Annotated in this window: 20 protein-coding genes, 1 pseudogene and 1 CRISPR repeat array; of the genes and pseudogenes, 7 read left to right on the top strand and 14 right to left on the bottom strand. The window is 40.5% G+C overall.

Going from position 1 to position 26,453, the window contains the following annotated elements:
* The first annotated feature begins 13 nt into the window (after positions 1 to 13).
* The 4 genes from csm3 to csx2 are packed head-to-tail and all read left to right on the top strand — an operon-like array spanning position 14 to position 4,651.
* Positions 14 to 772, top strand: a complete 759-nt coding sequence (csm3, locus tag RT761_RS09185) for a type III-A CRISPR-associated RAMP protein Csm3 (protein WP_218111126.1) — start codon at positions 14 to 16, stop codon at positions 770 to 772.
* A gap of 5 nt (positions 773 to 777) precedes the next feature.
* The gene (csm4, locus tag RT761_RS09180) at positions 778 to 1,812 is read left to right on the top strand and encodes a type III-A CRISPR-associated RAMP protein Csm4 (RefSeq protein WP_218111125.1); all 1,035 of its coding nucleotides are present in this window, start codon (positions 778 to 780) and stop codon (positions 1,810 to 1,812) included.
* The gene (csm5, locus tag RT761_RS09175; RefSeq protein ID WP_218111124.1) at positions 1,809 to 2,939 is read left to right on the top strand and encodes a type III-A CRISPR-associated RAMP protein Csm5; all 1,131 of its coding nucleotides are present in this window, start codon (positions 1,809 to 1,811) and stop codon (positions 2,937 to 2,939) included. The genes csm4 and csm5 overlap by 4 nt, the downstream gene beginning before the upstream one ends.
* 2 nt (positions 2,940 to 2,941) lie before the next feature.
* Positions 2,942 to 4,651 carry a TIGR02221 family CRISPR-associated protein gene (gene csx2 / locus RT761_RS09170; protein WP_218111123.1) on the top strand — a complete coding sequence of 570 codons (1,710 nt, stop codon included), beginning with the start codon at positions 2,942 to 2,944 and terminating at the stop codon, positions 4,649 to 4,651.
* A 101-nt stretch (positions 4,652 to 4,752) separates the two neighbouring features.
* Here csx2 and RT761_RS09165 read toward each other — a convergent pair whose 3' ends face one another.
* The 6 genes from RT761_RS09165 to RT761_RS09140 form a co-directional block, all read right to left on the bottom strand.
* Positions 4,753 to 4,944, bottom strand: a complete 192-nt coding sequence (locus RT761_RS09165; RefSeq protein WP_218111122.1) for a hypothetical protein — start codon at positions 4,942 to 4,944, stop codon at positions 4,753 to 4,755.
* A gap of 20 nt (positions 4,945 to 4,964) precedes the next feature.
* Positions 4,965 to 6,395: direct repeats of the CRISPR family, unit length 30 nt; unit sequence GTTTCAATTCCTTATAGGTAGGCTAAATAC.
* 393 nt (positions 6,396 to 6,788) lie between these two features.
* Positions 6,789 to 7,457, bottom strand: a complete 669-nt coding sequence (locus RT761_RS09160; RefSeq protein WP_218111121.1) for a dihydrofolate reductase family protein — start codon at positions 7,455 to 7,457, stop codon at positions 6,789 to 6,791.
* Between the two features lie 107 nt (positions 7,458 to 7,564).
* Positions 7,565 to 8,140 (bottom strand): GNAT family N-acetyltransferase, encoded by a 576-nt coding sequence (locus RT761_RS09155; protein ID WP_218111120.1) that lies wholly within the window; start codon positions 8,138 to 8,140, stop codon positions 7,565 to 7,567.
* A 539-nt stretch (positions 8,141 to 8,679) separates the two neighbouring features.
* Positions 8,680 to 9,045: a DUF4180 domain-containing protein gene (locus RT761_RS09150; protein ID WP_218111119.1), complete on the bottom strand. Its 366-nt coding sequence runs from the start codon at positions 9,043 to 9,045 to the stop codon at positions 8,680 to 8,682.
* Positions 9,046 to 9,255: 210 nt separating this feature from the next.
* Positions 9,256 to 9,951, bottom strand: a complete 696-nt coding sequence (locus RT761_RS09145; RefSeq protein ID WP_218111118.1) for a DNA alkylation repair protein — start codon at positions 9,949 to 9,951, stop codon at positions 9,256 to 9,258.
* 66 nt (positions 9,952 to 10,017) lie between these two features.
* A complete protein-coding gene (locus tag RT761_RS09140) occupies positions 10,018 to 10,836 on the bottom strand; it encodes an SDR family oxidoreductase (protein ID WP_218111117.1) in 819 nt (272 codons plus the stop codon).
* Between the two features lie 358 nt (positions 10,837 to 11,194).
* On the opposite strand from RT761_RS09140, the gene RT761_RS09135 reads away from it, so the two are divergent.
* Positions 11,195 to 12,088 (top strand): EFR1 family ferrodoxin, encoded by an 894-nt coding sequence (locus RT761_RS09135; RefSeq protein WP_218111116.1) that lies wholly within the window; start codon positions 11,195 to 11,197, stop codon positions 12,086 to 12,088.
* A 164-nt stretch (positions 12,089 to 12,252) separates the two neighbouring features.
* Here RT761_RS09135 and RT761_RS09130 read toward each other — a convergent pair whose 3' ends face one another.
* The 4 genes from RT761_RS09130 to RT761_RS09115 all read right to left on the bottom strand — a co-directional run bounded on the left by RT761_RS09130 (position 12,253) and on the right by RT761_RS09115 (position 16,864).
* On the bottom strand, positions 12,253 to 15,426 hold the full coding sequence (locus tag RT761_RS09130; RefSeq protein ID WP_218111115.1) for a type I restriction endonuclease subunit R: 3,174 nt from the start codon (positions 15,424 to 15,426) through the stop codon (positions 12,253 to 12,255).
* Positions 15,423 to 16,073 (bottom strand): four helix bundle suffix domain-containing protein, encoded by a 651-nt coding sequence (locus RT761_RS09125; protein ID WP_218111114.1) that lies wholly within the window; start codon positions 16,071 to 16,073, stop codon positions 15,423 to 15,425. Before RT761_RS09125 ends, RT761_RS09130 begins: the two co-directional genes overlap by 4 nt.
* Before the next feature lie 33 nt (positions 16,074 to 16,106).
* On the bottom strand, positions 16,107 to 16,298 hold the full coding sequence (locus RT761_RS09120) for a hypothetical protein (protein WP_218111113.1): 192 nt from the start codon (positions 16,296 to 16,298) through the stop codon (positions 16,107 to 16,109).
* Positions 16,299 to 16,363: 65 nt separating this feature from the next.
* Positions 16,364 to 16,864, bottom strand: coding sequence for a hypothetical protein (locus RT761_RS09115; protein ID WP_218111112.1), 501 nt, complete (start codon positions 16,862 to 16,864; stop codon positions 16,364 to 16,366).
* Between the two features lie 17 nt (positions 16,865 to 16,881).
* Between RT761_RS09115 and RT761_RS09110 the strand changes: the two genes are divergently transcribed.
* Entirely contained in the window at positions 16,882 to 17,037 is a 156-nt protein-coding gene (locus RT761_RS09110) for a hypothetical protein (RefSeq protein ID WP_218111111.1), read from the top strand.
* A 230-nt stretch (positions 17,038 to 17,267) separates the two neighbouring features.
* Here RT761_RS09110 and RT761_RS09105 read toward each other — a convergent pair whose 3' ends face one another.
* From RT761_RS09105 to RT761_RS09090, 4 genes and pseudogenes are all read right to left on the bottom strand, one after another.
* On the bottom strand, positions 17,268 to 19,679 hold the full coding sequence (locus RT761_RS09105) for an AAA family ATPase (RefSeq protein ID WP_218111110.1): 2,412 nt from the start codon (positions 19,677 to 19,679) through the stop codon (positions 17,268 to 17,270).
* Positions 19,676 to 21,151 (bottom strand): restriction endonuclease subunit S, encoded by a 1,476-nt coding sequence (locus RT761_RS09100; RefSeq protein WP_218111109.1) that lies wholly within the window; start codon positions 21,149 to 21,151, stop codon positions 19,676 to 19,678. Before RT761_RS09100 ends, RT761_RS09105 begins: the two co-directional genes overlap by 4 nt.
* On the bottom strand, positions 21,141 to 22,688 hold the full coding sequence (locus RT761_RS09095; RefSeq protein WP_218111108.1) for a class I SAM-dependent DNA methyltransferase: 1,548 nt from the start codon (positions 22,686 to 22,688) through the stop codon (positions 21,141 to 21,143). Before RT761_RS09095 ends, RT761_RS09100 begins: the two co-directional genes overlap by 11 nt.
* A 920-nt stretch (positions 22,689 to 23,608) precedes the next feature.
* A pseudogene (locus tag RT761_RS09090) lies at positions 23,609 to 24,803 on the bottom strand (IS256 family transposase).
* Between the two features lie 425 nt (positions 24,804 to 25,228).
* Between RT761_RS09090 and RT761_RS09085 the strand changes: the two are divergent.
* Entirely contained in the window at positions 25,229 to 26,230 is a 1,002-nt protein-coding gene (locus RT761_RS09085) for an AraC family transcriptional regulator (RefSeq protein ID WP_218111107.1), read from the top strand.
* The last annotated feature ends 223 nt before the right edge of the window (positions 26,231 to 26,453 follow it).

Raw genomic sequence — 26,453 nt, 5'->3', positions numbered from 1 at the left:
GGGAGGGAGTACGATGAGTCAATTTTTAGGAAAACTCTTTCTTAACGGAAAAATAGCAGTTCAGACTGGTCTTCATATTGGTGGATCTCGAGAAACTGGTGAAATTGGTGGAATGGACAATCCGGTTATTAAAACCGTCAATGGTTTCCCTTATATCCCTGGTTCTTCATTAAAAGGAAAAATGCGCTGTACCCTGGAGCGGGCTGAAGGTAAAAAAGGAACGCGTAATGAGGGTGGCCCTTGTGGTTGTGGAAAATGTTTGGTATGCCTCCTTTTTGGCAGTCATTCATCAGATGATGATAAGAAAACCTTAAGCCGTTTGTGTGTTCGCGATGCTTGGTTTGATATTGAAGATTTCGAAAAAAAGTTTCCTGCACTCGTTGAAGAAAAGGTCTTTACTGAAGAAAAAATGGAAAATATAATTGACCGAATTAAAGGAAGCGCCTCAAATCCTCGTACTTTAGAAAGAGTTCCAGCTGGTACAAACTTTAACTTTGAAATGGTTTTAAATATCTTTGATAATGATCGGGATCAAATCGACCAAATTATTCGTTTCTTCATAAAGGGGATTAGGATGGTCGAGGATGAGTATTTAGGTGGCAGTGGCACTCGAGGTTCGGGTAAGGTTCGTTTCCAGAATCTTACTTTTTCACTGAAAAGAAAATCGGAATACCTGGGAAATAATCTTCCAATAACTCTCCTCGAAAAAACCGATACTGATTTTGACGCGAGCGAATTAATTCAAGCTCTTTTATCACACTTGGAGAGGTGATCTCCGTGACCTTCCAAGTGATAAAATTAATTCCTTCCGATAACTTTCGAATGCGAATTGGAAAGGGGCGAATGGATCGGATAGAAGATCTGGTTCATTCCGATACCCTCTATTCAGCATTAGTTAATGTAGGTATTAAGCTCCATGGGGAGGAACGCTTTATTCCTTTAGTGGATTCTCTGTGCATTTCGTCGGTATTTTATGGTTTACGAGTCCAAGAAGAAAAAGCGAAACGGGATATTTTATTTTTCCCTCGACCTAAGGGTCGATTTCTTGAACTTTCCGATCCAACTCAGCGCAAGAAACAGAAACGAATTTCTTGGCTGTCAGCTGCTGCATTGTCGAAAATTTTTCAAACTTTTGATGCAGAAAAAGAAATATTTCAGATTAATCTTCTCGATCCTGATCAATTTAACCTTCTTAATCCACAACTTTGTATCACTTCTAAAGAAAGCATTTCCTGGTATGAAGAAAATGGTCATTTTTTCAGGACTACTTTGGAACCAAAAGTTCCAATTAGCCGAACCAATGCAAAATCTCTTGATCTTTATTACCAAGCGGAAATGGAATTTTGTCCTCAAAAAATTACGTTAGATAGATCTCTTACTCCTTTTCTTTTCTTCCTGATAGAAGGATCCCTTTCAGCCGATCTCATTTCGACTCTTAATTTATTCATTGAAGAAGGTTTAGGAGGAGAACGAGCAAGTGGAAAAGGAACTTTTGCATCTTGGGAATATGAATTATTTCCTCTTCCTCAAAAAGGTGCCATCATGATGCTCTTGAGTTCTTCAGTCCCCAGACGAGAAGAAATGGATCAGCTTATATCCTATGAGCTACTCAAAAGAGAAGGATTTCTCTTTTGGAATCAACCAATTGGCAAAAGAAAGAAGTCTCATTATGTATTGGGAGAAGGATCATTAGTTAAAATTCCTTTTTGGGGAAAGAATCTGGAGGTTTCACCGCTTTCTGATAAAAGAGCTATTGCTTATGGAAAGGCAATGGGATGGCCGTTTGGACGAAAAGGAGGTCAAGAATTATGATGCTGTCATTACAAATCCTCACTCCCCTTTGTGTCCGGAATGGAGAAAATGCATCTGCCATAACCGACTATATTCATGACAGGATAAGAAGAGTTATCTATTTCATTGATCAGGAAAAACTAAACCAATGGCTTATGGATCAGGGTGAAAGTACACGGTATTTAGTAAAAGAGATTGCTTCGATTGCTGCTTCTCAGCGGGGATCGCTGGCTATTTTTTTTGAAGAACACAACCTTTCCCCTCATAATTTTTCTAAGGCAATTCTCCCCCTCGCTTTTCCCGATTCAATGACTTTTCGAAGCTGGTCACTTTTTTTGCCTACTTTAACTGGAAGAAGACCCTACATACCAGGGTCCTCAATTAAAGGCGCCATTCGGACTGCATTGATGTTTGACTACATTAAAAAACAAAATAATGGAAGATTGGGATATGGAGCAACTCCCCATCTCCCCAATTCGCCTCGTCAGCTCTACTATGGTTCAGATATTTTTTGTTTACCTGGTTATCGGTCTCAGTATCTTCCTGAAAATGATGCCCTCCGTTTTCTCCAGGTAACCGATACCTCTCCATCCCCTCTAGAATCACTTCGGGTATACGCTTTAGAACGAAAAGGAGGCTCAAGAAGTGCAATTCCCACCCTTCTTTTAGGATTCTATCCAGGCACTGAAATGAAATTTGAAATCAATATCTTGCCTGGTTACGAGAAAGCAAATATTCCTGAATATTGGAAGGAGTTTTTTGCTAAAGGGACAGCTACCATTCTTAAGGCTATCTGGGAATATTCACGCCTTCTCCTTATAGATGAAATTGAGCGATTAAACCAGAAACTACATTTGGAAGAAAATAAATCACTCGTTCAGGAATATACTCGTCTTTTAAACGAAAATAAGAATAAAATAAAACAAGGAGGTTCTCTGCTTAGAATTGGCTTTGGAAAAACCTATTATTTTAATTCTATTGGCTACTTTTTATCCAACGAAGAAAAAGAAATTTACAAAAGTAACTGGAGGAGAATCAAATCGGTTCAGGAATTTCCTACCACCCGTTGGACAGTACATACTCTGGAGAATCATTATCTGCCTACCGGATGGAGTTTAATCAAACAAGATAAAGGAGTTAAAGCTTAAAGATGATCGTCACCTCGATCGGTAAAGCTGGTAAGTACCAGGAAACTTGTTACGTCTTTCAAGAAAGAAAATGCTCAGGATGTTTTTCAACTTTGGTCCTTGCTCAACTACTTGATATTCCAAAAGATGAAAAATTTTTACTCTTAGTTACCCCAGCAACCGCCCAATTCTTTTCGGATTTGCAAACTCAGTTCGACCAATACGGCTACCACAACCTGGAAATGGTTTCCATTCCCTATGCTGAAGACGAAGAATCCATCTTTCAAATTGTTCTTATTCTCACTGAAATAGTCAAAGAGGGCGAACGCGTCATTCTCGATGTCACCCACTCTTTTCGAAGTCTCCCTTTTGTTTACTTTGTTTCAATTCTGTTTTTGCGAGCCTTTAAAAATGTCAGCATTGATGGTATTTACTACGGAGCTTTTGAAGAAGGAAAAGAATCCAATCCCATTATAGACCTCACTCCCCTCTTCTCAATGGCTTTTTGGTTCCATGCCGTGCAGACTTTCCGAGAAACCGGCAGCATACAACCGCTTTGGGAAATTGCTTGTCGAGAATCCTCTCGGATATTTCAGCGTGAAAACAACAAAGAAGTTGGTTATAAGCTCTCTAATTTAAAAGAGCCGCTTCAAAAACTGAGTCTCTCAACATCTTTCTGTCTTCCCTTAGAAATGGGTCTGGATGTAAATCATCTTCTTCAAAAAGTTGATTTTAAGTCTGATAAAAGTTCTTTTGAGGGTCTCTTAGCTCTGGTTTTCCGTGAGATATCTGAAGAGTTAGCAGATTTTACTATAAAATTAAAAGAAAAAAAACAAATTCAACTCAATACTGATGAGTTGCTTCGAGAATATAAAATTGCCGAATGGTACAACCGACATGGAAATCCTGACCATTGTCTCATTATCTTGGGAGAACTGATGATAAATTGGCTGATCAAAACCCGTAATATGGGAAATTGGTTGGAATACAACAAAACTCGTGAGCGAGCTCGAAGAATTCTCAATGGTATGTCAAAGCGATCTCGAGAGGGTATCGGACCAGATAATGTCCTCAAAGAAATCGGTGATCTTTGGAGCTCAATTGGAAACCAAAGGAATGAATTTGCTCATGCTGGTTTTAAAGATCAAACCATTGGAATTAAAGGGAAGAAAGATAAAGTAAATGAACTCTGCTCCAAGGTCGTTTGCTTGCTAAAGGAGGATTTAATTAAAACTTTTCCTTTGAATGTACGGAAAAAATTAGTCATTGTTCCGTTAGGGTTATCGCCGGGAGTTTTGTATTCAGCAGCGCTTTTAAGTCGATTTGATGATCTATTGATACTTTTTTCTAAAGAAACTCAACCGCTACTATCATCCGCTCTTAATGAAATTCGAAAAAGTAAAAAAATTCTTGATCAAAATATATTTACTTTATTGTTAGGCGATGCTCATACTGATTTTATTCCGGTAAACCAATTAAAAAACCATAAAGTTGAATCTCTAAATGGAAACCAGTCATCTATCGATCACTTCCTAAGTGAATATGATTGTATTGAAGGTTGCATTACCGGTGGGACAACTGCTATGCAATATATAATAGAGCGGTTGCTTGACATTGCTCATAATTATGGAGTATTTAACACCAAGCGTTTTGCTCTGATTGATAAGCGTTCTCAGGAAGAGCAAAAAATCAACCCATTTGTCTTAGGAGAAAAATTTTTGCTCGACCAATAATAGTAAAGAAAATTAAAAGATTTAATCCAAATAAAGATCCTCGCCTCTTATGAAAGAGGTCTAATTTTTTCCTCTCAATCCTGGCTTTTTAGCTCTTCTGATTAAATATTTTGGGAACTTTCAACGCTCACCTCTCCCTCGACACCATTGGCAGACTCCGCTCCCATTACACCAGACGCAGGGATCATCACTGGGCTTTCCATATCCTGGATAGTTTTTCTTACCCGATCCTTTACAGTGGTTACAGCGACCAGTTCCATTGCATTGATCACATTTTCTTGCCATTCTTTCACCTCATTTCATAATAATTGAGGCTTCAATTCCTTATAGGTAGGCTAAATACTTACCGTTGCTATTTCCCAACTATCAAAATATCCGGGTTTCAATTCCTTATAGGTAGGCTAAATACGACACCGAGAAGGTAGATAAAACCGATGATCCCAAGTTTCAATTCCTTATAGGTAGGCTAAATACGCACGAATGACCATATCCCCGCAGTAGTCAGCATAATTGTTTCAATTCCTTATAGGTAGGCTAAATACTCTAGTATATCATTTTCCAGTTGAATTTTAGCACTGTTTCAATTCCTTATAGGTAGGCTAAATACTATGTTAGTGCAATCTCATGCCACAATATGTAGTAGATTGTTTCAATTCCTTATAGGTAGGCTAAATATTACGAAAAAACTTAAAAAGGGATGAATTGCAAGTATTGTTTCAATTCCTTATAGGTAGGCTAAATACCTGTTGATAATTATGCCCGTATTTATAACCCAAACGAACGTTTCAATTCCTTATAGGTAGGCTAAATACAATGCAGTGTTTCAACGTTTTTTCCAATGAGTACCTAGTTTCAATTCCTTATAGGTAGGCTAAATACTCGAGCTGGAGGAAATTTAATGCCGGACTATCCGAGTTTCAATTCCTTATAGGTAGGCTAAATACATTGATTTTTCGGTATAGTCATCATCGGAATAGGTAAGTTTCAATTCCTTATAGGTAGGCTAAATACAAGAACATGGGAAATATTTCGACGAAGACGATGTGATGTTTCAATTCCTTATAGGTAGGCTAAATACAACAAGAAAAATTTATCGATGTCTATCCAATAGAAGAGTTTCAATTCCTTATAGGTAGGCTAAATACGGATCTTATTTAATCGGGGGCTTTGAAGACCGCTGTTAGTTTCAATTCCTTATAGGTAGGCTAAATACTATTTACCCTTATGCCCGGCATTAACCGGGCATTTCAGTTTCAATTCCTTATAGGTAGGCTAAATACTCAAAACAATTTTTTGTGGGGATGCAATAAACCGTAGTTTCAATTCCTTATAGGTAGGCTAAATACTCGACAAATCCCTTGGCTACGTCTCCGGTCAATGGAAGTTTCAATTCCTTATAGGTAGGCTAAATACTGTCGCAGTTACGAAAGATTTTACTCGAAACTATTTGTTTCAATTCCTTATAGGTAGGCTAAATACATCCTGTTTTGGTAATCCAAAACAGGATCAATAAAGGTTTCAATTCCTTATAGGTAGGCTAAATACATAAAAATTAATGAGATTAAAGGAGCGTGAAAAAAAGTTTCAATTCCTTATAGGTAGGCTAAATACGAAATTAAAGAAATTCGAACATATCCAAAATCAGTTTAGTTTCAATTCCTTATAGGTAGGCTAAATACTTGCTAATGGATCTCCCGAAAATTAGCAAGTGGTAGTTTCAATTCCTTATAGGTAGGCTAAATACTCGCTCATTTGGCTCTATAAATGCATTTAAAAAAACGGCCTTTTTTGTTATTATATCATGATTTTATTAAAAATTGATTGGGAATTGGATTCAATTTTGTTTTAATGATGCAGTTATTTTAGTTTTATCATGAGCTCTTTGAGGTTCTGTCGATCCCCCAGGAATTTTACATCATTACAGGTCGACGAAAATTTATCGATTCCCTTTTTGGTAATCTTATTGACCTGGTTTTTCTTTTGGTTACCACAGTATTGGCTAAGATCTTTAGAGTCGAAAGAAGTTAAATATTGTTTTTTTTTCGAATCTTGGCTTAAGCATTGGAGTGTAACACCTCTACTAACGAAAACTACTACCTATGCAGGCATTGTGAAACCAGTATTAACTGGATTTTGATCATTTTATTACTTCATAGAGCAGCCAAACGATATCCTCAGTTACTTTTTCTACACTTAACAACTTCAGCTTAATAACCCCTTCATAGCTGGTTAAGTCTGAAGCCTTAAAAAATGATTGGGGTGTGGTTCCACCCACCAGGCTTGGGTTAATAAGGATGCTCACTTCATCAACCAATCCTTCCCTCAAAAGAATTCCATTGAGGGTTCCACAGCTATCTAACCGTATGGTCTTAATCTGGTATTGATCATAAAGCTTTTGTAGAGCAGACCTATAGTTGACATGCTCTTTCCCCACCATGAGATATTCGATCCTTGATCCGTTCAAATAATACAAATATTCATTAGGTGTTTTTTCGGAGCATAACACTACTACTCCCCGCCAATAGGGCTGTATTAAAACAAGCTTACAGCTTCTTATTCTTCCTTGGCTATCAGGTACAATCAGTAATGGCCTTTGATCATTTGAGCCTGGCTCCATCTCTTCTGGGGTTTCATTTTGATCTTGGTTTAGTTCTTCAAATCCTTTCAAAAGTGTATTGCTCCCGACCATGTTTGCATCTTCATTCCAACGAGAGATGAATCCATAGAATAAACCGAAATCAAAGTTTAACCAGTCGATTCGCCCATCAAGACTGATGGCATTATGAATAATTATCCGTGGCAACATTTCTTATTCTCCAATAGGATTTTATATTTCTTTAAAAAAGTATATTTTTGAACAAATGTTGTTCTAATGACAGTAAAACATATAATTTACAGTATTTGGTACCATTATCATTCGCTTAATTTTTTCCTCATAATGTCATATCCTTCAAGTTCTCTATATAGGGCAAATCCAGCTTTAAGATACATAGATGCTGGGCCATGATATTGTTCAGCACTGGATAAATTCCCTTTTCTTGGGTAAGCCTCTAAATAATCATATTGAGATAATGCATAATCTTTACATATTTGCTCCAGCATTCTGCTCGCAATTCCCATTTTTCTATTTCCTGGAGAAATGAGAAAACATACGATTGAACAGATTCTTTCCTCTTTTTCTCCCCATACTTCCTTTATTTTAGTTAACCTGGCAAAGTTCTTTTTATCGTTCGCATTGCACCATCCAATTGGTTTTTCTTTTTTATAGGCTAAATATCCTTTCATCTTTCCTGTCTGAATCATCGTTTCAGCAGTTTGACGATTCTCTTCCGCTGTTCTCCTCATCCACTCCTCATCACTTCCACCAAAATGGTAGAAACAGCAGAAACAGTCTGACCAATCAGGATTGTCCGTAAATGCGATGTCATCAAAGAAGTAGAAAAAATCGATAATTAATTCTTTTGATAGTGGTTTGATGGTAATTTCCATATATTTATCCCCTCCTTTTTTAAAATTATAATGTTTCAAAAAAGTAATAGTTGTTATTGCCAAGATACTTCATGAATATGTTCTTTTTAAAAAAACCATGTACTGTATAACTATTCGAAAATTGATAAATCAAGCCTCTACAAAAGCCTTAAGAATTGTAGGGGGAGTAATTTATTGCGTCTGCTTTTTGTAGTTACATACCATGGTACATATCGGATCCTGGGCTTTCACCCTCATCTTCACCTTCTCTTATTGAGGGAGAAGAAACTTTAAGTCGTCATTGCGAGACCTGGTTTGTTGAGGTCGTGGCAATCTCATGATTCATCTTTTATTATGTGTTGAATTGTGGTATTGAAAAAGATGAGATTCTCACGTCGTCCGGTGAAAACACCGGCCTCCTCAGAATGACCAAACACTCATAAGTTTTTTTTCTTTTCTCGATTTCAATATTAAGGGAATTTTCAATTGGTGCGTTAAACAAAAAGAATAATGTCTTTATTAGTTGATTACCATCTCGATCTACCAGTTTGAGTGCAAAACTAAACCGTACTTAATTTTTCGACGGCCTTTTCTTCATCTGGTAAGAAAAAAATATCTTTTCCTCGGTTACATTCAAGGATAAAGGCTTTCATGCTTACACTGGTATAGGCAGAAAAATCACCTATAATGGCAAATTTTACGCGATAATTTACAAACTTCTGTAGAATTTCACCAGCAATTTTGGTACTTAAGTGAAAAAAGTCCTCAACAATCGCCGGCTTATTCAATATAATGCGATTACACCCAGCCTCATACTGGACTGTGGCCATAAAATCCAATGCTGACTGAACATCGCTTATAAGTATCTCATCGCTATTGACAGAGGCAATTTTAATGTCATTCTTTTTTATCGTTTTTATTTGCATATTCTCGCTCACCCTGTAATTAATCTGACTTCATATTCTTTTTGCTAATTTACTGATAATAAAGGCTTAAGGAGAAAAAGACAAGATATTTGGGTTTTTTCCATCTTGAACCTATAGATAAGTGATATAAATAGGAAGTTTCTGGTTTTTCGCATCTCTGGACTTGAAGATGCCAATTGTTTTATACTGAGAAACTTCCCTGGTTGATTCCTACTTTTTTAAGTAGCTTTTCCGTTTTTCTTCGGGAAATTTTTCTATAGCGTAACGCAACATCGTCCGGGGCATGTTATGGTAATACTTTTTTAGAAAACTTTCCTCAATTTCTAAATTTCTCTTCCCAATCTCTCTCAACATCCAACCTACTGCTTTATGAATAAGATCTTCCGTATCATTGAGAAGCATTTCAGCAATCTTCAAAGTGTCGGAAAATTGGTTATGAACTATAAAATACGATGTAGCCATTATGGCAATTCTGCGTTCCCATAGGTTTTCTGACTGTGCCAGCTCGTAAATTGGCTCTATATCACGCTTGAACAAATAAGCACCAACAATCGGTCCAGCAGATGCATCGACTAAATCCCAGTTGTTGATAAACTTGGTGTTTTTGAGATAGAGAATATAGATTTTCTTTCTATCTTCCTCTTTCGTTTTTTTAAAAAGATCGATGAGCACAAAAAGGGCAAATAAACGTTTTTCATGATAGGGTGATTGGAGAAATTCTTCAGCCTCATCTATGGATAAAGTGTTAAATTTTTTAGCGATGTTTCTAATCGTGGGAACTCTCAAACCTAAAAATACGTCCCCTTCTCCATATTCACCTTTCCCAGTCTTGAAGTATTTTTGTAAGTGCGCAGCACGTTCCTGATCGCTCAATTTTTTGAATTCTTCATGTATGCTTTTCATCATAGTTCCTTTCCTTCTTCATCTTTCTCTCCCCCTCTCCTTTCTCTCCTCCTCGGTTTTTCTTTCCTTTCACGCCCTCATGCCGTACCGGTGCGCCTTAAAAGTTGGATACACCGAAAATTGGGGAATGGTAATTTCGGGTGGTAGAGAAGCTATGTATAAAAGGATTTTAGCTACATAATCGACATCGATACAATTGGCGTAGATCCCCTTTTCGGCTTCTTCATGATCCAACCATCCCTCTAAGTAGGACGGTAATCCTTCGGCATAGAGTCCTTTGTCGATGATTTCGGTCATGGGGGTCTTGACGTGAGAGGGATTGATAACCGTTACGGCAATATTCTTTTTGACACCCTCTAAAAGAATGTTTTCACTGAAACCCATCATTCCATGCTTTGAGGCTCGATACGGACTGTGGCCAGGGCTGGAGGCAAGTTTAGCTGAAGTCGATCCAAGGTTGATGATTCTACCACCAGTCGGTTGCTTTTCCATAATTTTAAAAGCTTCTCGACAACATAAAAATACCCCGGTCAGGTTGACTGCTATAGTTTTATTCCACTCCTCCAGGGTTACTTCAGATACTGGTGGAGCAAGAGAATCTCGTCCAGCGCTATTGACTAGAACATCAAGCTTCCCCCATTTTTGGATAACTTCCTTGAAAAAATCAATAACAGTGTTTTCTTCGGTTACATCACCACCAACAGCAAAACATTCTTCCTGAAGAGTCTGGACTTCACGCAACACCGTTTCCAAGCGTGTCTTGTCGTTATCCAGCATTGCAACCCTGCATCCATTCTCAGCCAAGATTTTCACTGCAGCTTCACCTATTCCCGAAGCACTTCCGGTAACGATAGCGACCTTCCCTTCCATTGTCTTATTCAACATCATCTTTTTGTCCCTCACCTTTTCAAGATACAAATTTTAAACATTTCAGGTTTTTTGAAACGATACCTATGCTGTGATCCAAATTTTACTGTCACTAATCAATTATTATCGCATAGAAAATATAAAAAAATTGTTATAAAAATTGACTGTAATGATTTATGAACTCAGCTGAGGATACTAGACACACGGGAAAATCCTGAAGCTTCTGTCTTTCCCACTGATGGATGAATATGAAATAACCTCTACTAATCCTTTGAAGAGGATACCCAGGGAGAGTATTAAAACGAAAACCACGGTGTAAAATATTATTGCTGAACGTGATATTCTTCCACGGAAACCAAGGAGATTAAAAGGGGGTTTTATGAGAAAGGTCATTTATTTTTTCACTGGAACTGGGAATTCGCTGGTTGTAGCCAGGGATATCGCTGAAATAATCGGGGCAAATCTAGTCCCGATCCCTTCGCTTATCCACCGGGAGGAAATCACATCCGATGCTGAATCAATTGGAATCGTATACCCAGTATATAACCAGGGAGTCCCTTTTATTGTTAAACGGTTTGTGGATCTGATGAATGACCTGAACAGCAAATATATCTTCGCGGTTTGTACCCACGGAGGAAGTTCGGGTATTTCCTTGGAATACCTGGATAAAATGCTTCATGAAAAAAATGGCTCTCTGGCGGCGGGTTTTTCTGTCCGAATGCCCTACAATTATGTAATACCCTCATTGAAGCTCAAGAATTTCTTCCGATCCTTCGTCCTCAAAGAAATAAACCCGAAAAAACAGCAAGAATTCTATAATAATTGGAGGCTTAAGCTGGATGATATTTGTCGAGTAGTTCAGTCCAGACAAAAAAGAAAACTTGAAGTCATGGCGAAGGCGATAGAACACCTTGTTGATTTTCTAAATCTTAGAGAAACTCTGCAAAAATCCACCTGGTTAAAGATAGGTGGCTTCAAGGAAAAAACGAATCTTCCCTTCCAGGAAAGTTTACAACTGCTAGACCATGGCTTTACATCCGACCACAAGTGCCAGAGTTGTGGAATTTGCACTAAGGTCTGTCCGGTCGAAAACATTGAAATGGTGAATGGTCGGCCTGTCTGGCAGCATCACTGCGAACAGTGTTTTGCTTGCTTGCAATGGTGCCCCAATGCATCAATTCAGTTCGGCTACGCAACTTCGACCGGGAAAAGGTATCATCATCCCGATGTCAAACTATCGGATATGTATTGGCAAAAGACCGGCCTGAAATGAAAAAGGATAAATTCCCCCCCCTGACTATTTTCCATTGATTTTTCCGTATCCGTTTTCAATATTGGTGGGTATCCTTTTGCTGAATATAATTCCATAGAGTTTACCATTTAAGGTAACTTTCAATTTTGGTAAGAAGGTACGGAAACTTTTTAATAACGTTTTTGTTACTTTACCCATTCTTTACAGAGTACCTCGGCTTGCTCCAGAACAGTTAAAGTCGCTTTTTCCTGTTTGTCTGGTGGATACCCGTATTTACGCAGAATTCGTTTCACAATCACTCGAATCTTAGCACGAGCATTTTCGCGTACCGTCCAATCTATGGTTACGCTCCGTTTGACGGCTTTAACCAGTTCTTGAGCTATCATTTTCAGCGTTTCATCCCCTAAAACTTTAACCGCACTGTCGTTCACCTCTAATGCATCGTAGAAAGCAATTTCATCATCGCTCATACCAAGGTTGTCACCACGCTGATGAGCTTCGCGCATTTCTTTGGCAAGTTTGATGAGTTCCTCGATCACTTGTGCAGCTTCTATCGTTCTGTTTTGGTATTTTCGTATAGCTTTCTCCAGCATCTTTGCAAAGGAGCGTGCTTGAACAACATTCTTGTGGGACCGTGTCTTAATCTCATCATTCAGGAGCTTTCTCAATAATTCCACCGCAAGATTTCGTTGTGGAAGCTGTTGCACTTCCTGAAGGAATTTGTCTGAGAGAATCGAGATATCAGGTTTCTTCAATCCTGCTGTCGCAAAAATGTCGATGACCTCATCTGAGGTTATAGCCCGCGATATGAGTTGACGAATCGCAGTATCCATCTCTTCAGGGCTCTTCCCCTCGCCTTCAACTGTTGCTTTCACCAGCCCAACTCGGACTTCTTGGAAAAATCCAACTTCATCACGAATTTTAAGAGCTTGCTCATGTGGAACAGCGAGAGCAAATGCTTTCGACAATGCCGTGACCTCTGTCAAATAACGCTTCTTGCCATCTTCCAGTTGAAGGATATGTTCCATAGCATTCGCAATACCAGCGATACGTTTTGCTGGCTCAGTTTTAAGAAGAGAGACGTAATCAAAATTATTAAACATAGAAACGACAATCTCATACTTCTCCATCATTACCTTAACAGCTTCTTCTTGGTTAACCACAGCCTTACCACGGCCGCCCGCTTCGGTGTAATCTGCAAGGGCTCGTTTCAGCTGGTCCGCCAAGCCGAGATAGTCAACAATCAATCCACCCGGTTTGTCTTTGAATACTCGGTTGACTCGGGCTATCGCCTGCATCAGGCCGTGACCCCGCATCGGCTTGTCGATGTACATGGTGTGCAGTGAAGGACAATCGAATCCGGTTAGCCACATATCCCGTACGATCACTACTTTCATTGCATCTGCCGGATCTTTGAATCTTTTGGCCAGCGCTTCACGTCGCTGTTTATTACGGATGTGGGGCTGCCATTCAGCACGATCCGATGCGGAACCGGACATGACGATCTTCACTACACCCTTGTCGTCATCATCGCTATGCCAATCAGGTCTGAGCTTTATAATGGCATTGTACGTGTCCACACAGATTCGACGACTCATGCAGACAATCATGGCTTTCCCATCTAATACTTGCAGTCGGTTTTCAAAATGGTGAATGAGATCTTCCGCAACAAGCGCAATTCGCTTTTCCGTTCCGACCATCGCTTCCAGGGCGGCCCACTTGGTGCGCAATTTTTGCTTGTAAGATTCTTCTTCTCCTTCGGTGATTTCTTCAAACTCGGGGTCGATTGTCGGTCTTTCCTCTTCTCGTAAATCAATCTTCGCCAAGCGGCCTTCATAATAAATCGGCACTGTAACCCCATCCTCAACTGCGCGGAGGATATCGTATTTATCTATATAATCACCGAAGACCGCTGGCGTACTGCGATCGTCTCGCTCGATTGGTGTGCCAGTAAACCCTATGAAGGAGGCATTCGGCAACGCATCATGCATGTGGCGTGCAAACCCATCAATGAAATCGTACTGGCTGCGGTGTGCCTCATCGGCAATGACTACGATGTTCCGGCGAGTGGATAACTCGGGGTATTGCTGTCCCTTACCGTCAGGCAGAAATTTCTGAATCGTTGTAAAAACTACCCCGCCTGCGGGAACCTGAAGCAACTCTTTCAAATGCTCACGGTTTTCGGCTTGAACTGGTGTCTGACGTAACAGATCGCGACAGGATGAAAACGTGTCGAAAAGTTGGTCGTCCAGGTCATTCCGGTCGGTTATCATAAGTAAGGTTGGATTTTCCATAGCTGGATGACGGATTATCTTACCGGCAAAAAAAGCCATCAAAAGACTCTTGCCGCTTCCCTGGGTATGCCAGATCACCCCGATGCGGCGACCACCGAAGTGTTCGGTACCAGGACCGTAAGCAATCTCCTTCTCACGAACTTTAAAAGGGTTAAGCTCGTCAAATTTTGGATACCGAGCATACAACAAACCAGGTTTAGCCGTGATACCACATGCCGACAAGGTGCATTCAACCGCTTTGTTCACGGCATGAAATTGATGATAGGCTGCCGCTTTCTTGGCAATAGTGGCGCCGTCATCGTCGAATACGACAAAATTTAATACCAAATCGAGAAACCGCCGCTTTTCAAAAACTCCCTTGAGCAGCACCTCGAGTTCTACAGAACCACGTGGGGACACTTCCTTGCCGTCGATGGTACGCCAGGGCATAAATCGATCCCATCCGGCGGTCAACGTCCCACTTCGAGCCTCAAAGCCGTCGGACACAATTAGAAACTCGTTATAGATAAACAAACTTAGGATATCTCTCTTGTAGGTCTGAAGTTGGTTGAAGGCATGACGGATGGTTGCCTTTTCATCGGCGGGATTTTTGAGCTCAATTAACCCCAAGGGCAAGCTATTGACAAAAACCACTATGTCGGGCCGCCGGTTTCTGCGGTCCTCGATAATCGTGAACTGATTAACAACCAGCCAGTCGTTATTTTCCAGGTCTTCAAGATCGAACAGCCAGACCTTGTCGTGGACTTCTCTTCCACCCCGCAGAAACGAGACATCCACACCATCGGTAAGCATTCGATGGAAACGCCGGTTGTTTTCGATCATGCTGGGCGATTCGGTCCGTATGATTCTCCTGACCGCCTCATCAATAGCACCCACCGGAATGCTCGGATTGATGTTCTCAAGAGCTGTCCGAAGCCTTCCCACCAGGACGACCTGGTCATAATCTTCACGTTCACAGGCCAGTCCATCGGGACTGATTTCTGGTCCAAAGGCGGTTTTCCAACCTAGGGATTCAAACCAATCGAGAGCGGTTTGTTCGAGGGTGGTTTCGGTTATGGTGGTCATTGTCTCCTCCGAGCCTGGATTCTTCTTTGATAGAGGCGTTCGGTAAATCCTCCTTCTTTTTCAAAGGCTTCTGCTTGTGCTACCAACTGACGGTCCAGTAGGCTGCAAGCAACTGTGATCAAAACCAAAGCGGCATTGGCAGTGATTTCAGGATAGGTGGACTTAGTGGACCTCGTGGACTGACCTTTTTTATTGATCCTTTCATGCACCTCTTTAATCCACTTCGCAACTTCCTCTACAGAGTTACAGCGACGATTAATTAGCTCCGCTCTTCGAGGATCTTCCCACCCCCACTGGGGCAGACCTAGATGCCTCAAAAAGTCTTCATAATCCAAACGCAGCTCTTCAAGGCTTGCCCTGGCTACATTGGTCAATTTCAGCTCGGTCTTTTTCGATGTACCTGACGCTTTACTACCTTCGGCAATATTTTGTACCCCCGACCTTGCTGCTTGCACCATCTGATCTTTTGTCCGGCTAAATCGATCAATATAGCAATCGCAAAAGCGCACTGTAACATCATATACAAGTTGCGCGATCTGAAAACTCTTAAGCTTCCTGTAACCACCGTGTTTCGGGATCAATCCCTCAGAATTTGTATTTTCAATTGCTCGCCTACTCAGTCCACGTTGACCATTTTGTTCCGTCATCGCAGGACCTCCTTAAAAACTCAAAATCATCTATTAGGATGTTTTGATTAATGTTCTCAAAAACTGATCGAAACCTTCCCACCAGGATAACCAGGTCATAATCTTCGAGTTAACAGACAGGACCAGTGGTACTAATATCTGGTCCAAAGGTGTTTTCCCAGTCCAAGGATTAGAACCAATTGACTGTGGTTTTTTTTCAAAGATTTTTTCTTTAATCCAATTCATATTCAACTTATCCTGTCTATCATCACGCAAATGGAGATTGAATGTACCGTACCTTCACGCCACTTTTATCTTCCCGACAGATCGGCGATAGCCGCCTTCAAAACTTGAAAGCAGATTTCTGCGGTATGCTTGTTGGGTGTAAATTTCGATGCGATTTGCTCATAGGGATGAATGTGATTTCGAAAATATCGCAGTTCATGGCTAAACTTTTTAACATCTAGTTCTAAAATCCCCAGTCCGTGGGCAACATCAATAAATTGGGCCAGCGTCCACTCCTGGAACGACTTGACTTTGTTGTTTCTGTCTTTCGGAGAGTTGTTGGCTTGATTGAAATCCCTCGGTCTTTCCAATGCCACACCTAATAGGATACCTTCCAGGATACTTCCGCACAGAAAGATTGTCGCCAATGGGGCTGATTCCAGGCAATACTCTACCTCGGCTAAACGGGATTCGAGCACCGGTATTAGGTTGGGAGCAATTGGAAGATCTCTGACGGAAAAGTTTTCATATCGTCGTAGCAAGAATTCATATTCCGTAACCTTAATATCAGGTTGCTTACCAGTCAACCTGGAGACTATCTCCAATGCCTGCTCGTATTGCTTTGAGTAGTCAGCGCTGTCATTTCGTGAAGTGTTGTATCTCCAGAGCTCCAGTAGTTCTGAAAGAACCTTGCCAACCATTGTGTCAGATTCGGTCTCCCAAAACGCTCTTAAGCGTTTGGCTTTGGAATCGCCATTGAACGCATATTTTTGTGAGTAGATGTTAATATTGGTGGTTTCGCGAAAGAACTCAGCAAATGTGTTGTTCGAAAAGTCAAGCACATATCCACTTACCATTCCGAATAGGTCTTCAAAGACCCTTTTCTCAATAACCTTTAGGCTGCTCATGCCCAGGCCTCCTCAACGAACTTTTCCACATCCGGGACTCATAACTCGCCGGAGATGATTTTTGGAAGGAGGAATTGGAGGATCATTCTTGCATCTCTGGTACTTTGTCCTCCCCAATACTTCTCAACAAAGAAGAATACTGTTCTCTATCCCTTTTTAACCTTTCAATAATTAACCGTGCTGCAGCTTGCATCTCTGGTACTTCAATTGGTGTTGCTCCTCTCTCGAGAACTGCGCAGTGAGAATACTCGTTATTAATTCTATCTGTTAAAATTGCGGGTATCATTTTTTCACCAAAGAAGCAGCGTAATGTATCGTCGCTCATTCCTTTATCAGGATACTTGTAGTAGAGGTAAATTTCTAGAAACTTTCTAGCGTTGTTCGCGAAGTTGTAAAAAGTTGTATAATTGGTGTCGTTAACAACATCGATTTCTGCGCATTTGTGTATTTGTTGAAAAAGGTAGTTGAATTCGGTTGCGTATTCCTTTAGATACTTTGGCATTTTGCAAATGGTTGAAGCATTACCATATCGGACTACAACAAAATAGCACTTTTGATAATCTTTCTCTTTCCCATTTACACTAACATATTTTCCACACAATCTTCTTAGGTATTTAAGAAAATTAAGGTCATGTGTTGACACAAAAAGTTGCTCAAATCTTTTTTTAGAAACTATCTCAGCGTTTATCAAACTATAAACAAAGAAGATATGATTTGCATCGAGTGATGATACCGGATCGTCAATCCAGATTATCGGTTTTGAATTTTTCGTGTCGATTTCATTTAGTTTAGCAATAAAGTAACAAAATGCTATAAGACTACATTCACCTTCACTCAGGTGATATGCTTTTTTACCATCACGGGTTATTTCATAACAGATTTGTTTTGACCCCTCTCCAACCATTTTATTCTTTTGGGCCTCAAGCGAAAGAAAGCTATGTCCAAAGAAATTATTCAAATATTCATTGACTTTATCTGCCCCCCTTTCCTCGTCACTAAGTTTTCTTCTCAACGATAAGATTCGTTCTTCTTTCAGATGGATCTCTCCTTTAATTTGGTTTTTTCGATGCTCGACCTTTTCTAGCTTGGCTTTTAGTTTTTCAATGGAAGAGAACCTCTCTTCGTATTGGATTATAAGGAGGTAGTCTGAAACCTCCTTTATTCGCAAAGCCTCTTTTGCAATCGTCTGCTGACTGCTTAACGAGGTTGAAAACCCGTCTGATTCACTCCGTATTGCTTCATATGAATTCCAAGCAAATAGCAGATCGCCAGAGGTATCATCTGGTCTTACAAACGATTTCTGGTTCAGAATGTCACTCTTCCTGTTCTTTAGTTTATCAATCATTAAATCCAGAGATTTTGTGTAGTTGTCAACTGCTTCTTTTAGATTGTTATTCAGTTCGTCAAGTTTTCCGTGGAATTTTGAATAAAAAAGTGCTTTGTTAATTGATAGTGCAGAGGATACAATGCTTTTTTCTTTCTCAATCTTGTTAATCAGAGCATCAATATTTTTTTCAAGTTGTTCGGACTCTTTATCGAAATGTTTTTCTAGTTTCAACCACCGGTCTTCAGTGATTGGATTACCACAGAAAGCGCATTTATTGCGCTTTTCTTTATGGTAGATGCGGCCTTCTTTGACCCAACGGTTTAAAACTGCATCTTTTACCAGTTCTTCAATTTTTTCAGATTCACTGATCTTCTTGGTTATAAAAGATTCAGCTTCAATCACCAGAGCAGAAAAATTGAGACTTGGCGCAAAAAAGGGTGATACAGGTTGTAATGTCTTTTCAGTAATAAGATTTTCACTTTGAATAATTTGCTCATCTTTTGGCGGTTTATAGTTAGTATCTCGAACTTTTTCAATATCTTTTTGAAGCTTCTGTATATTATAGTTTTGATCACCAAAACGCTCTGGCCTATATTTAATCCCAATATTTTTATCAGTTGCTTTTTCACTCAATTGCTTAGACAGGGCATCGTTCGCACTTTCATAGTCTTGTTTCGCATTTTTAAAATCTTTGCTGGCTTCTCTCAACTCCGCATATAAACCGGTTTCTTCCCCCTCTTCATTTGTACCAAGCTTACTTTCGAGTTCTTCGATTTCTTTTTCGATTTTGTTGTTTTTTTCACCTAATATTGCAAAGGATTCTATGTTATCGTCAGGATTTACAATAAATCGTAAATTTTCCCTAACGAAATCTTCGTTGAATACTCGAATCTTTTTACCATGTTGTGTTAGGATACTTTCTGTTATTTCTGTCCCATCAGCAAAAACAACTTTAAATGATGGGTTTTCAAATTTTTCGGAAAGCTTCCCCGTTTCCATTCCGCGCAAAATTCGTGAAAGAGTGGTTTTGCCTGAATAATTTCTACCGTAGATGATATTTATATCTTTAAAAGTCTCAATATTGCCATTTGAGTCGTATGCTTCATTATCCCATACAAAATCTTTAAAGACGGCAAGGTTACCAATGAACTTTATCTTCTTGATCATACCCCAGCCTCCTCAACGAACTTCTCGGCATCTGGTACACGCAGTTCGCCGGAGATGAGCTTGGGAAGAAGGATGTCGCGAAGAGAGGCAAGAGTTAAATTCTCAAATAAGTTTGAAAGCATTAATTCCATTAATTCATGAACTGTATCCTCTAATAAAATAGTTAACTTAGTTGGTGGTAGTATAATTCGAATGGTTCTGAAAGTATCTCGTATAATCGTATTAAAAACTGATCCATGCCCACTTCTCTGTAGGTCTGAAACTTGCCTCTTGATCACGAAATAGACAAAATAATCACTTTCTCCGTTTTTGCCTTGAATACCATAGCAAGATTGATTCATTGCCATTGGACGTCCAAGAAGAGCACACTTCCCTACCGTACCTCTGGCGCTAATTATTGTTGTTCCTTTTCGTAGTACTTTGGTCGATGATCTTTCAACCCCAAGCTGTGTTATATGCTTCTCTGTATCAATAACGAATACATCTGTCTCACTGGGCGCATCAATAACTGAAAACCAGGGGATATTACCTCCCCAGTACTCTTTTACTTTTGTTTTAGGTGTCCCACCACCAATGATGTTCAAAAATTCAGATAATGGAACAACCTCCCACCCCTTCGGAATCGGACCCAACTCTGAATCTTGGAAACTGTCAGGGAATAATCCATAGATTTCATCTATAGAAATTTCACCCAAACCGGAAAAATCAAAACCTCCACTATATTTCCTATTCTTCGCCCTTTGGGAGATGAAGCTGGAGGATGAGGGTTGATTTTGATCCAATATTTGTCGCCGCATTTCCGCGCGTTCAGCCATCGAATCAGGTATCGGATTACCTGCCTGTAATGCATTATCAATTACAGGATCAAAATCAATAAACCACGATTTGAAAATGGCGCGGGCTATGGCCTCCAGAGTTTTGTTCATCCTGCGGTTCAATTCGATCTTGTCATCCAGCGATCCGAGGATATGGGCAATGGCTCGTTGTTCGTTAATCGGCGGAATTTTACATTTAAAAGCATGAATACGGCTTGGTGATGTATGCTTTACAGTAGTGCCAGATGCTGAGCCAATTATCCAAGATCGATATTCGTTGGTTCTAAGGAGATAGTTAATGAAAACTGAATCAGTGGGAAAAGAATCTTTGAACTCAAGTAATCCTATTCGTTGATTATGAAGCCAAATGTTACCGTCGTCTGGGACTATAGCAGCATAACCTAAAGTATCCGCTTCCTTGCTAAGATCAGTCATTGTTACGATAACTTGGCCTGGTTTAAGAATATATTCTTCAGAGATTTCGCCTTTATAATACTTCGGTTTTGGGTTTTGAAATCCTCCTCCAATAGCAAAATTACCAGGCGTTACGAGAATCGTTGATGTTCTTGTATCAGTGAAGAATTGACCTTTGAATGCAAAACCATGTTTCACTTTGAAGATGTCTCCCAATGAGACTTCCTGCCACTCACTCCCCATACCCCAAAACCTCCAAATTTCTTTTGATAATGGCTTCGAGTCGGTCGGCTTCGGCGAATTGCTCGTAGAGCGTGGCGGTGAGTTCGGCCATTTTTTCCTCAAAAGGAATGCCATCATCTTCTACCTCGGCTGCGCCCACGTATCGACCCGGGGTCAACACATAACCATGCTCTTTTATCTCATCGGTTGTGGCACTTTTGCAAAAGCCCGGCACATCTTCGTAAGTCCCGGAATCTCTTTCGCCTCTCCAGGCATGGTAATTTCCGGCAATCTTTTCGATCTCTTCGTCGGAAAGCTCCTTGTGAATCCGATCAATGAGTGAACCCATTTTGCGGGCATCTATAAATAAAGTCTGTCTGCTCCTATCACGGAACTTGCCGTTTTTCTTGTTGCGAGTTAGGAACCATAGACATACCGGGATCTGCACCGTGTAGAAGAGTTGTCCGGGTAGGGCGATCATGCAGTCCACCAGATCGGCTTCGATGATGTTTTTGCGTATTTCTCCCTCGCTACTGGTGTTGGTTGACATAGAACCATTTGCCATAACGAAGCCAGCTACTCCTGTAGGTGAAAGATGATGAATGAAGTGCTGGATCCAGGCGAAATTGGCATTGTTCACCGGAGGAACGCCATATTTCCAGCGAGCATCTTCACGAAGACGTTCGCCACCCCAATCGCTCATGTTGAAAGGTGGATTGGCGAGGACAAAATCCGCCCGCAAATCTTTGTGTAGGTCGTTGTGGAAACTATCCGAAGGTTGACCGCCAAGGTCGGCGTCCAATCCTCTTATGGCCAGGTTCATCATGGCCAGCCGCCAGGTAGTGGGGTTAGATTCCTGGCCGTAAATGGCAATATCGCCTAATCGACCGCCGTGTTCTTCCACAAAACGCTCGCTTTGGACGAACATGCCCCCTGAACCGCAGCACGGGTCAAATACGCGACCCTTATAAGGCTCAATCATTCTGACAAGTAATTTAACTACACACTGGGGTGTATAGAACTCACCACCACCTTTGCCCTCAGCGGCTGAAAAACGTCCGAGGAAATACTCATAAACCCGGCCTAGAACATCCTTGGAGCGGGATTCATCGTCTACAAGGCCGATCTTACTAATGATATCGATAAGTTCACCCAAGCGGTATTTATCTAGAGATGGACGAGAATAATCTTTAGGAAGAACGCCTTTGAGTTTTGGATTCTCTTTCTCAATTGTCATCATCGCATCATCAATCAGTTTGCCGATGGTCGGTTGCTTGGCGTTGGCTTGGAGGTTAGTCCAGCGGGCTTCCTTCGGTACCCAAAAGATGTTTGCTGCTGAATATTCATCACGGTCTTCTGGATCGGTATAGTCGGTATCCATCGTCGCTTCAAGCTGCTTATGCTTAGCCTGGAAGGCGTCGGAAATGTATTTGAGAAAAATCAATCCGAGCACCACATGCTTGTACTCGGAGGCGTCCATATGCCCTCGGAGTTTGTCGGCGGCAGCCCACATCTGGTTTTCAAAACCGAGATTAGCACCATTTCCTTTCTTTTCCATTTTTTTTCCCTTTCAAATTAAGAATTCAAATTTAACTTAAAATATGATATAAACGACAGGCGTGCCGGTTTGGTATCTATTGTTTAATTCATATGAGCACTCACCTCATTAATTCGATACCAAAAATACTTAAAGCCAAAACCGACTTGTTTACACTATACACAATTTGTAACAGTACAGCACCGTCTTCATTTAATCCTGTCCATTTCTTTTATATTGAAATACTCCTTTTACGGCTTATTCAACAGGGTGTAGAGAGTAACTTTCGAAAAAAACTTCGAGCATTCCTTAATTAATTATGGTTGAAGATAATGTATAGATAGGAACGGATAAGATTAATCACCGTTTACTCCGGGTTTAAATAGCTCTTTCTTTGAATTATTTATTGGATAATTTTTAATCACTAATGTTATTCTCGTAATTATTGATAAAAAGGCCAGGATAAAAAAGGGGGGGGAATTCGTATAAATGCCCAGTAATATTAAACTTACAATAATATATTCGAGACCACCGCTTCCCCTCCGAAGCTGAGATCATATCTTCATTATATAGATATTTTCCTCTTTTTTCCATAAATAGTTGTTATTATTAACTATCTATATTATATCGTCAAAGTATGTGTCAAATAATGTTCGCAATTTACTCTTAGCAAACACCGGAGACTCTTTTTAAACACAGAGATGACCTTACTTGAATGAAAAGCCATCTCTCTTTGAAAAATGACTCGATTTATTCACCTCCTTTTTATGAATATGGAAAATAAACAAAGAGAAGAATACAATCTTTCTATTTGGTCAATTCTTTCTGGTATTTTAGTGAATAACTATTCATGAGTCGTCGGGCTGTGGATCCGTGGTCAACCCGCAGGGTTGTCCATCTATCCACAGCCTCTTTCTTTCTTTTTGTTTTCTTTTCTTTTTTTAGGCTATCTTTAGAAGCTCTACTTGTTGCTTGGTAATGGCTTCAGAACTAATGTACTTTTTACTACTCACCCAATCTTCAGTATACTCAATGAGATAACTGGTGACCAACCGGAGATAGGAATCAGTGGTAGGAAAGATCCCTACCACTCGGGTGCGGCGACGAATCTCTTTATGAACTCGCTCGAGCGAATTGGTCGAGGAGATCTTTCGTTGGTCAAGGTGAGGGAAAGCCAGGAATTGTAACGAGTCTTCCAGTCCTTCCTCTAAAAGAGCAATGGCTTGAGGAAAGCGATCTCGGTATTCCTGGATGATTAAATGGGCATATTGCTTGGCACACTCTTGGTCAGGCTGGTACCATATTTGTTTCAGTTTCGCGGCAAAAGATTCTTTTTCTTTATGAGGGATATGGACTAATATATTTCGCATAAAGTGTACTTTACACCGTTGCCAACTTGATCCTAGGAAACATTTCTGAATGGCATTTTTCAGTCCAGTATGAGCATCGGAGATGCACAGCCAGACTGTTTCCACTCCTCGTCTTTTAAGCTGTTCAAAGAGATGAGTGTAGGTGTCTTCTGATTCAGCAAACATGGGTTCGACCGCCAGGATCTCTCGGTTTCCCTCACTTGTCAGACCCTGAACGACAGCAATGGCCATGCTGATGATGTGTCTTTCACAGCGAACCTTTTCGTAGAGGGCATCAACCCAAATGACTGGATATTCTTTTTCTAAAGGACGGGTACGGAACCATTCCACTTGTTCATTGAGGTCTTTGGTGATTTCTGATACTTGACCAGCAGAGAGGGACTCAATCCCTAAGCTTTGAGCAAGGCGCTCCATCTTTCGGGTGGAGACACCATTGATGAAGGCTTCTTGAACCACCTGGAGGAGGGCTTGCTCCGAGCGTTTCCTTTCGGTCACAAAAAAAGGAATATAGCCTCCTTTCCTTAGTTTTGGAACCAGAAGGTAGATGGTTCCTAACCTCGTATCAAATCGTCTGACTCGGGTTCCAGAGAAATGGGTGGTTCGGGTTGGGCAATGTTCTCCCTTGTGAGCTCCTACTTTGTTTTTGAGCTTCCAGTTTCATGAGTTCATTGGTCAACCACTCGAGCATTGCATAAAGCGGATCAGGTTCAGTCATGAATTCAAGGAGCATTTTTTTGAGAAATGGTGTATGATTATTTTGAGCCATCGGATATTCCTCCTCGATGAAGTTTTTGTTTCGTACAACCTTCATTTTGGAGTCTCCGGTGGCTTTTTTCAAGGTGCGAAATTGCGAACTTTAGTATACGTTATCTCGTCAAATAAAAATATTCTTTAGTTATAACTCGATTACGCACTTATAGCATTGGAAAAGAAAATACATCAATATGGCTATTGGAGTTTAGCATTAAATAGGAAGAATAATGGTCTTGATTTATAAAAAATGAAATGGATACAAACCTAGATTTACTTTGACACTTTTTTCAAAAAATGCTTTTATTTTCTCGAGGTGTATTTTCCTTTCGTGGATCTAAGTGGTTTCTTGGCAATGCTTGAACTTCACTTTTGGATGCGTTTTCTTTTTTCGTTAATCTCTACATATCTTTTGGGCACAACTTGAAAGGATTTCCTTCTATGAAGGCTGAACAAGCCAAACGCTCCAAGATGGCTACACAGTACTGGAGCAGGATAAATTTAGCTGTAGATTATATTGAAGGTAATCTTGACAGGGATTTTACCCTGGAAGAGATTGCTTCTGTTGCTGGTTTTTCAAAATACCACTTCCACAGGATCTTTCATATCTTTACTGAGGAAACCCTCTTCCAATTTATCCAGAGGCTGCGGCTGGAAAAAGGAGCCACCATGCTTCTTAACGATCCCGCTAAGCCAGTAATTGATATTGCCCTAGAATGTGGTTTTGCCAGCTCAGCTTCATTTGCGAAAAGCTTTAAGCAGTATTTTGGGTGTACAGCGACCAATTGGCGTGATCAGAGCCATGCCGCTTCTATAAGCAAAAGCAATCTCGGAAAAGAAGATAGCAAGCAGGGACAACAGCTTCGCAATGCTGGAAAAGCAAGTGTTCCGTCAAACGTCTATATTGAGTATGCAGACAATACTCAGATATGGAGGTATGAATTGATGGAAAATGTGAATAGGGTTGTTGAAGTAAAGGAGCTTCCGGAAATGACGCTGGCTTACGTGCGTTATGTTGGTCCATACAAAGGCGACGGTCAGCTCTTTGAAGGGCTTTTTAACAAGCTGTTCCAGTGGGCAGGCTCCCGCAATTTATTGCGCTTTCCCGATACTAAAACTATCATCATCTATCACGACAATCCGGACATTACCGATGAATCAAAACTGCGGGTTAGTGTTTGTGTCTCTGTTCCCGCCGACACAGTCGTTGACGGAGAAATCGGCAAGATGGTTCTTCCTGCCGGCAAGTATGCCATGGCTCGTTTTGAGTTAAGCGATGATGAATACCAGGAAGCCTGGGATTGGGTTTACGGCACTTGGCTTCCTGAGAGTGGCTACCAACCCGATGATCGACCTTGCTTTGAGATGTATTACAACGATCCGAAAACCCATCCCGAAGGGAAATCAATCGTCGATATCTGTGTCGGTGTAAAACCGTTATAAAATACCCGAGTCAGGTGTTTAGGAATAATATCTTCTCACCTGACTCAACAATCTATAATTTTATTTCCCTCGTCACACCTAATAATGGCACAAATTTTTCCCCAAGAATTATTATGAAATTCCAAGCCTGGTTTTAATTAGGACTTTCACCCTCATCCTTACCTTCTCCCATCAAGGGAGAAGGAACTCTAATTCGTCATTGCGAGGAACGGATTGACGTGGC

It is taken from the genome of Atribacter laminatus (genome assembly GCF_015775515.1).
GTDB classification, from domain to species: domain Bacteria; phylum Atribacterota; class Atribacteria; order Atribacterales; family Atribacteraceae; genus Atribacter; species Atribacter laminatus.
This window is presented reverse-complemented; position numbering and strand designations above follow the sequence as displayed.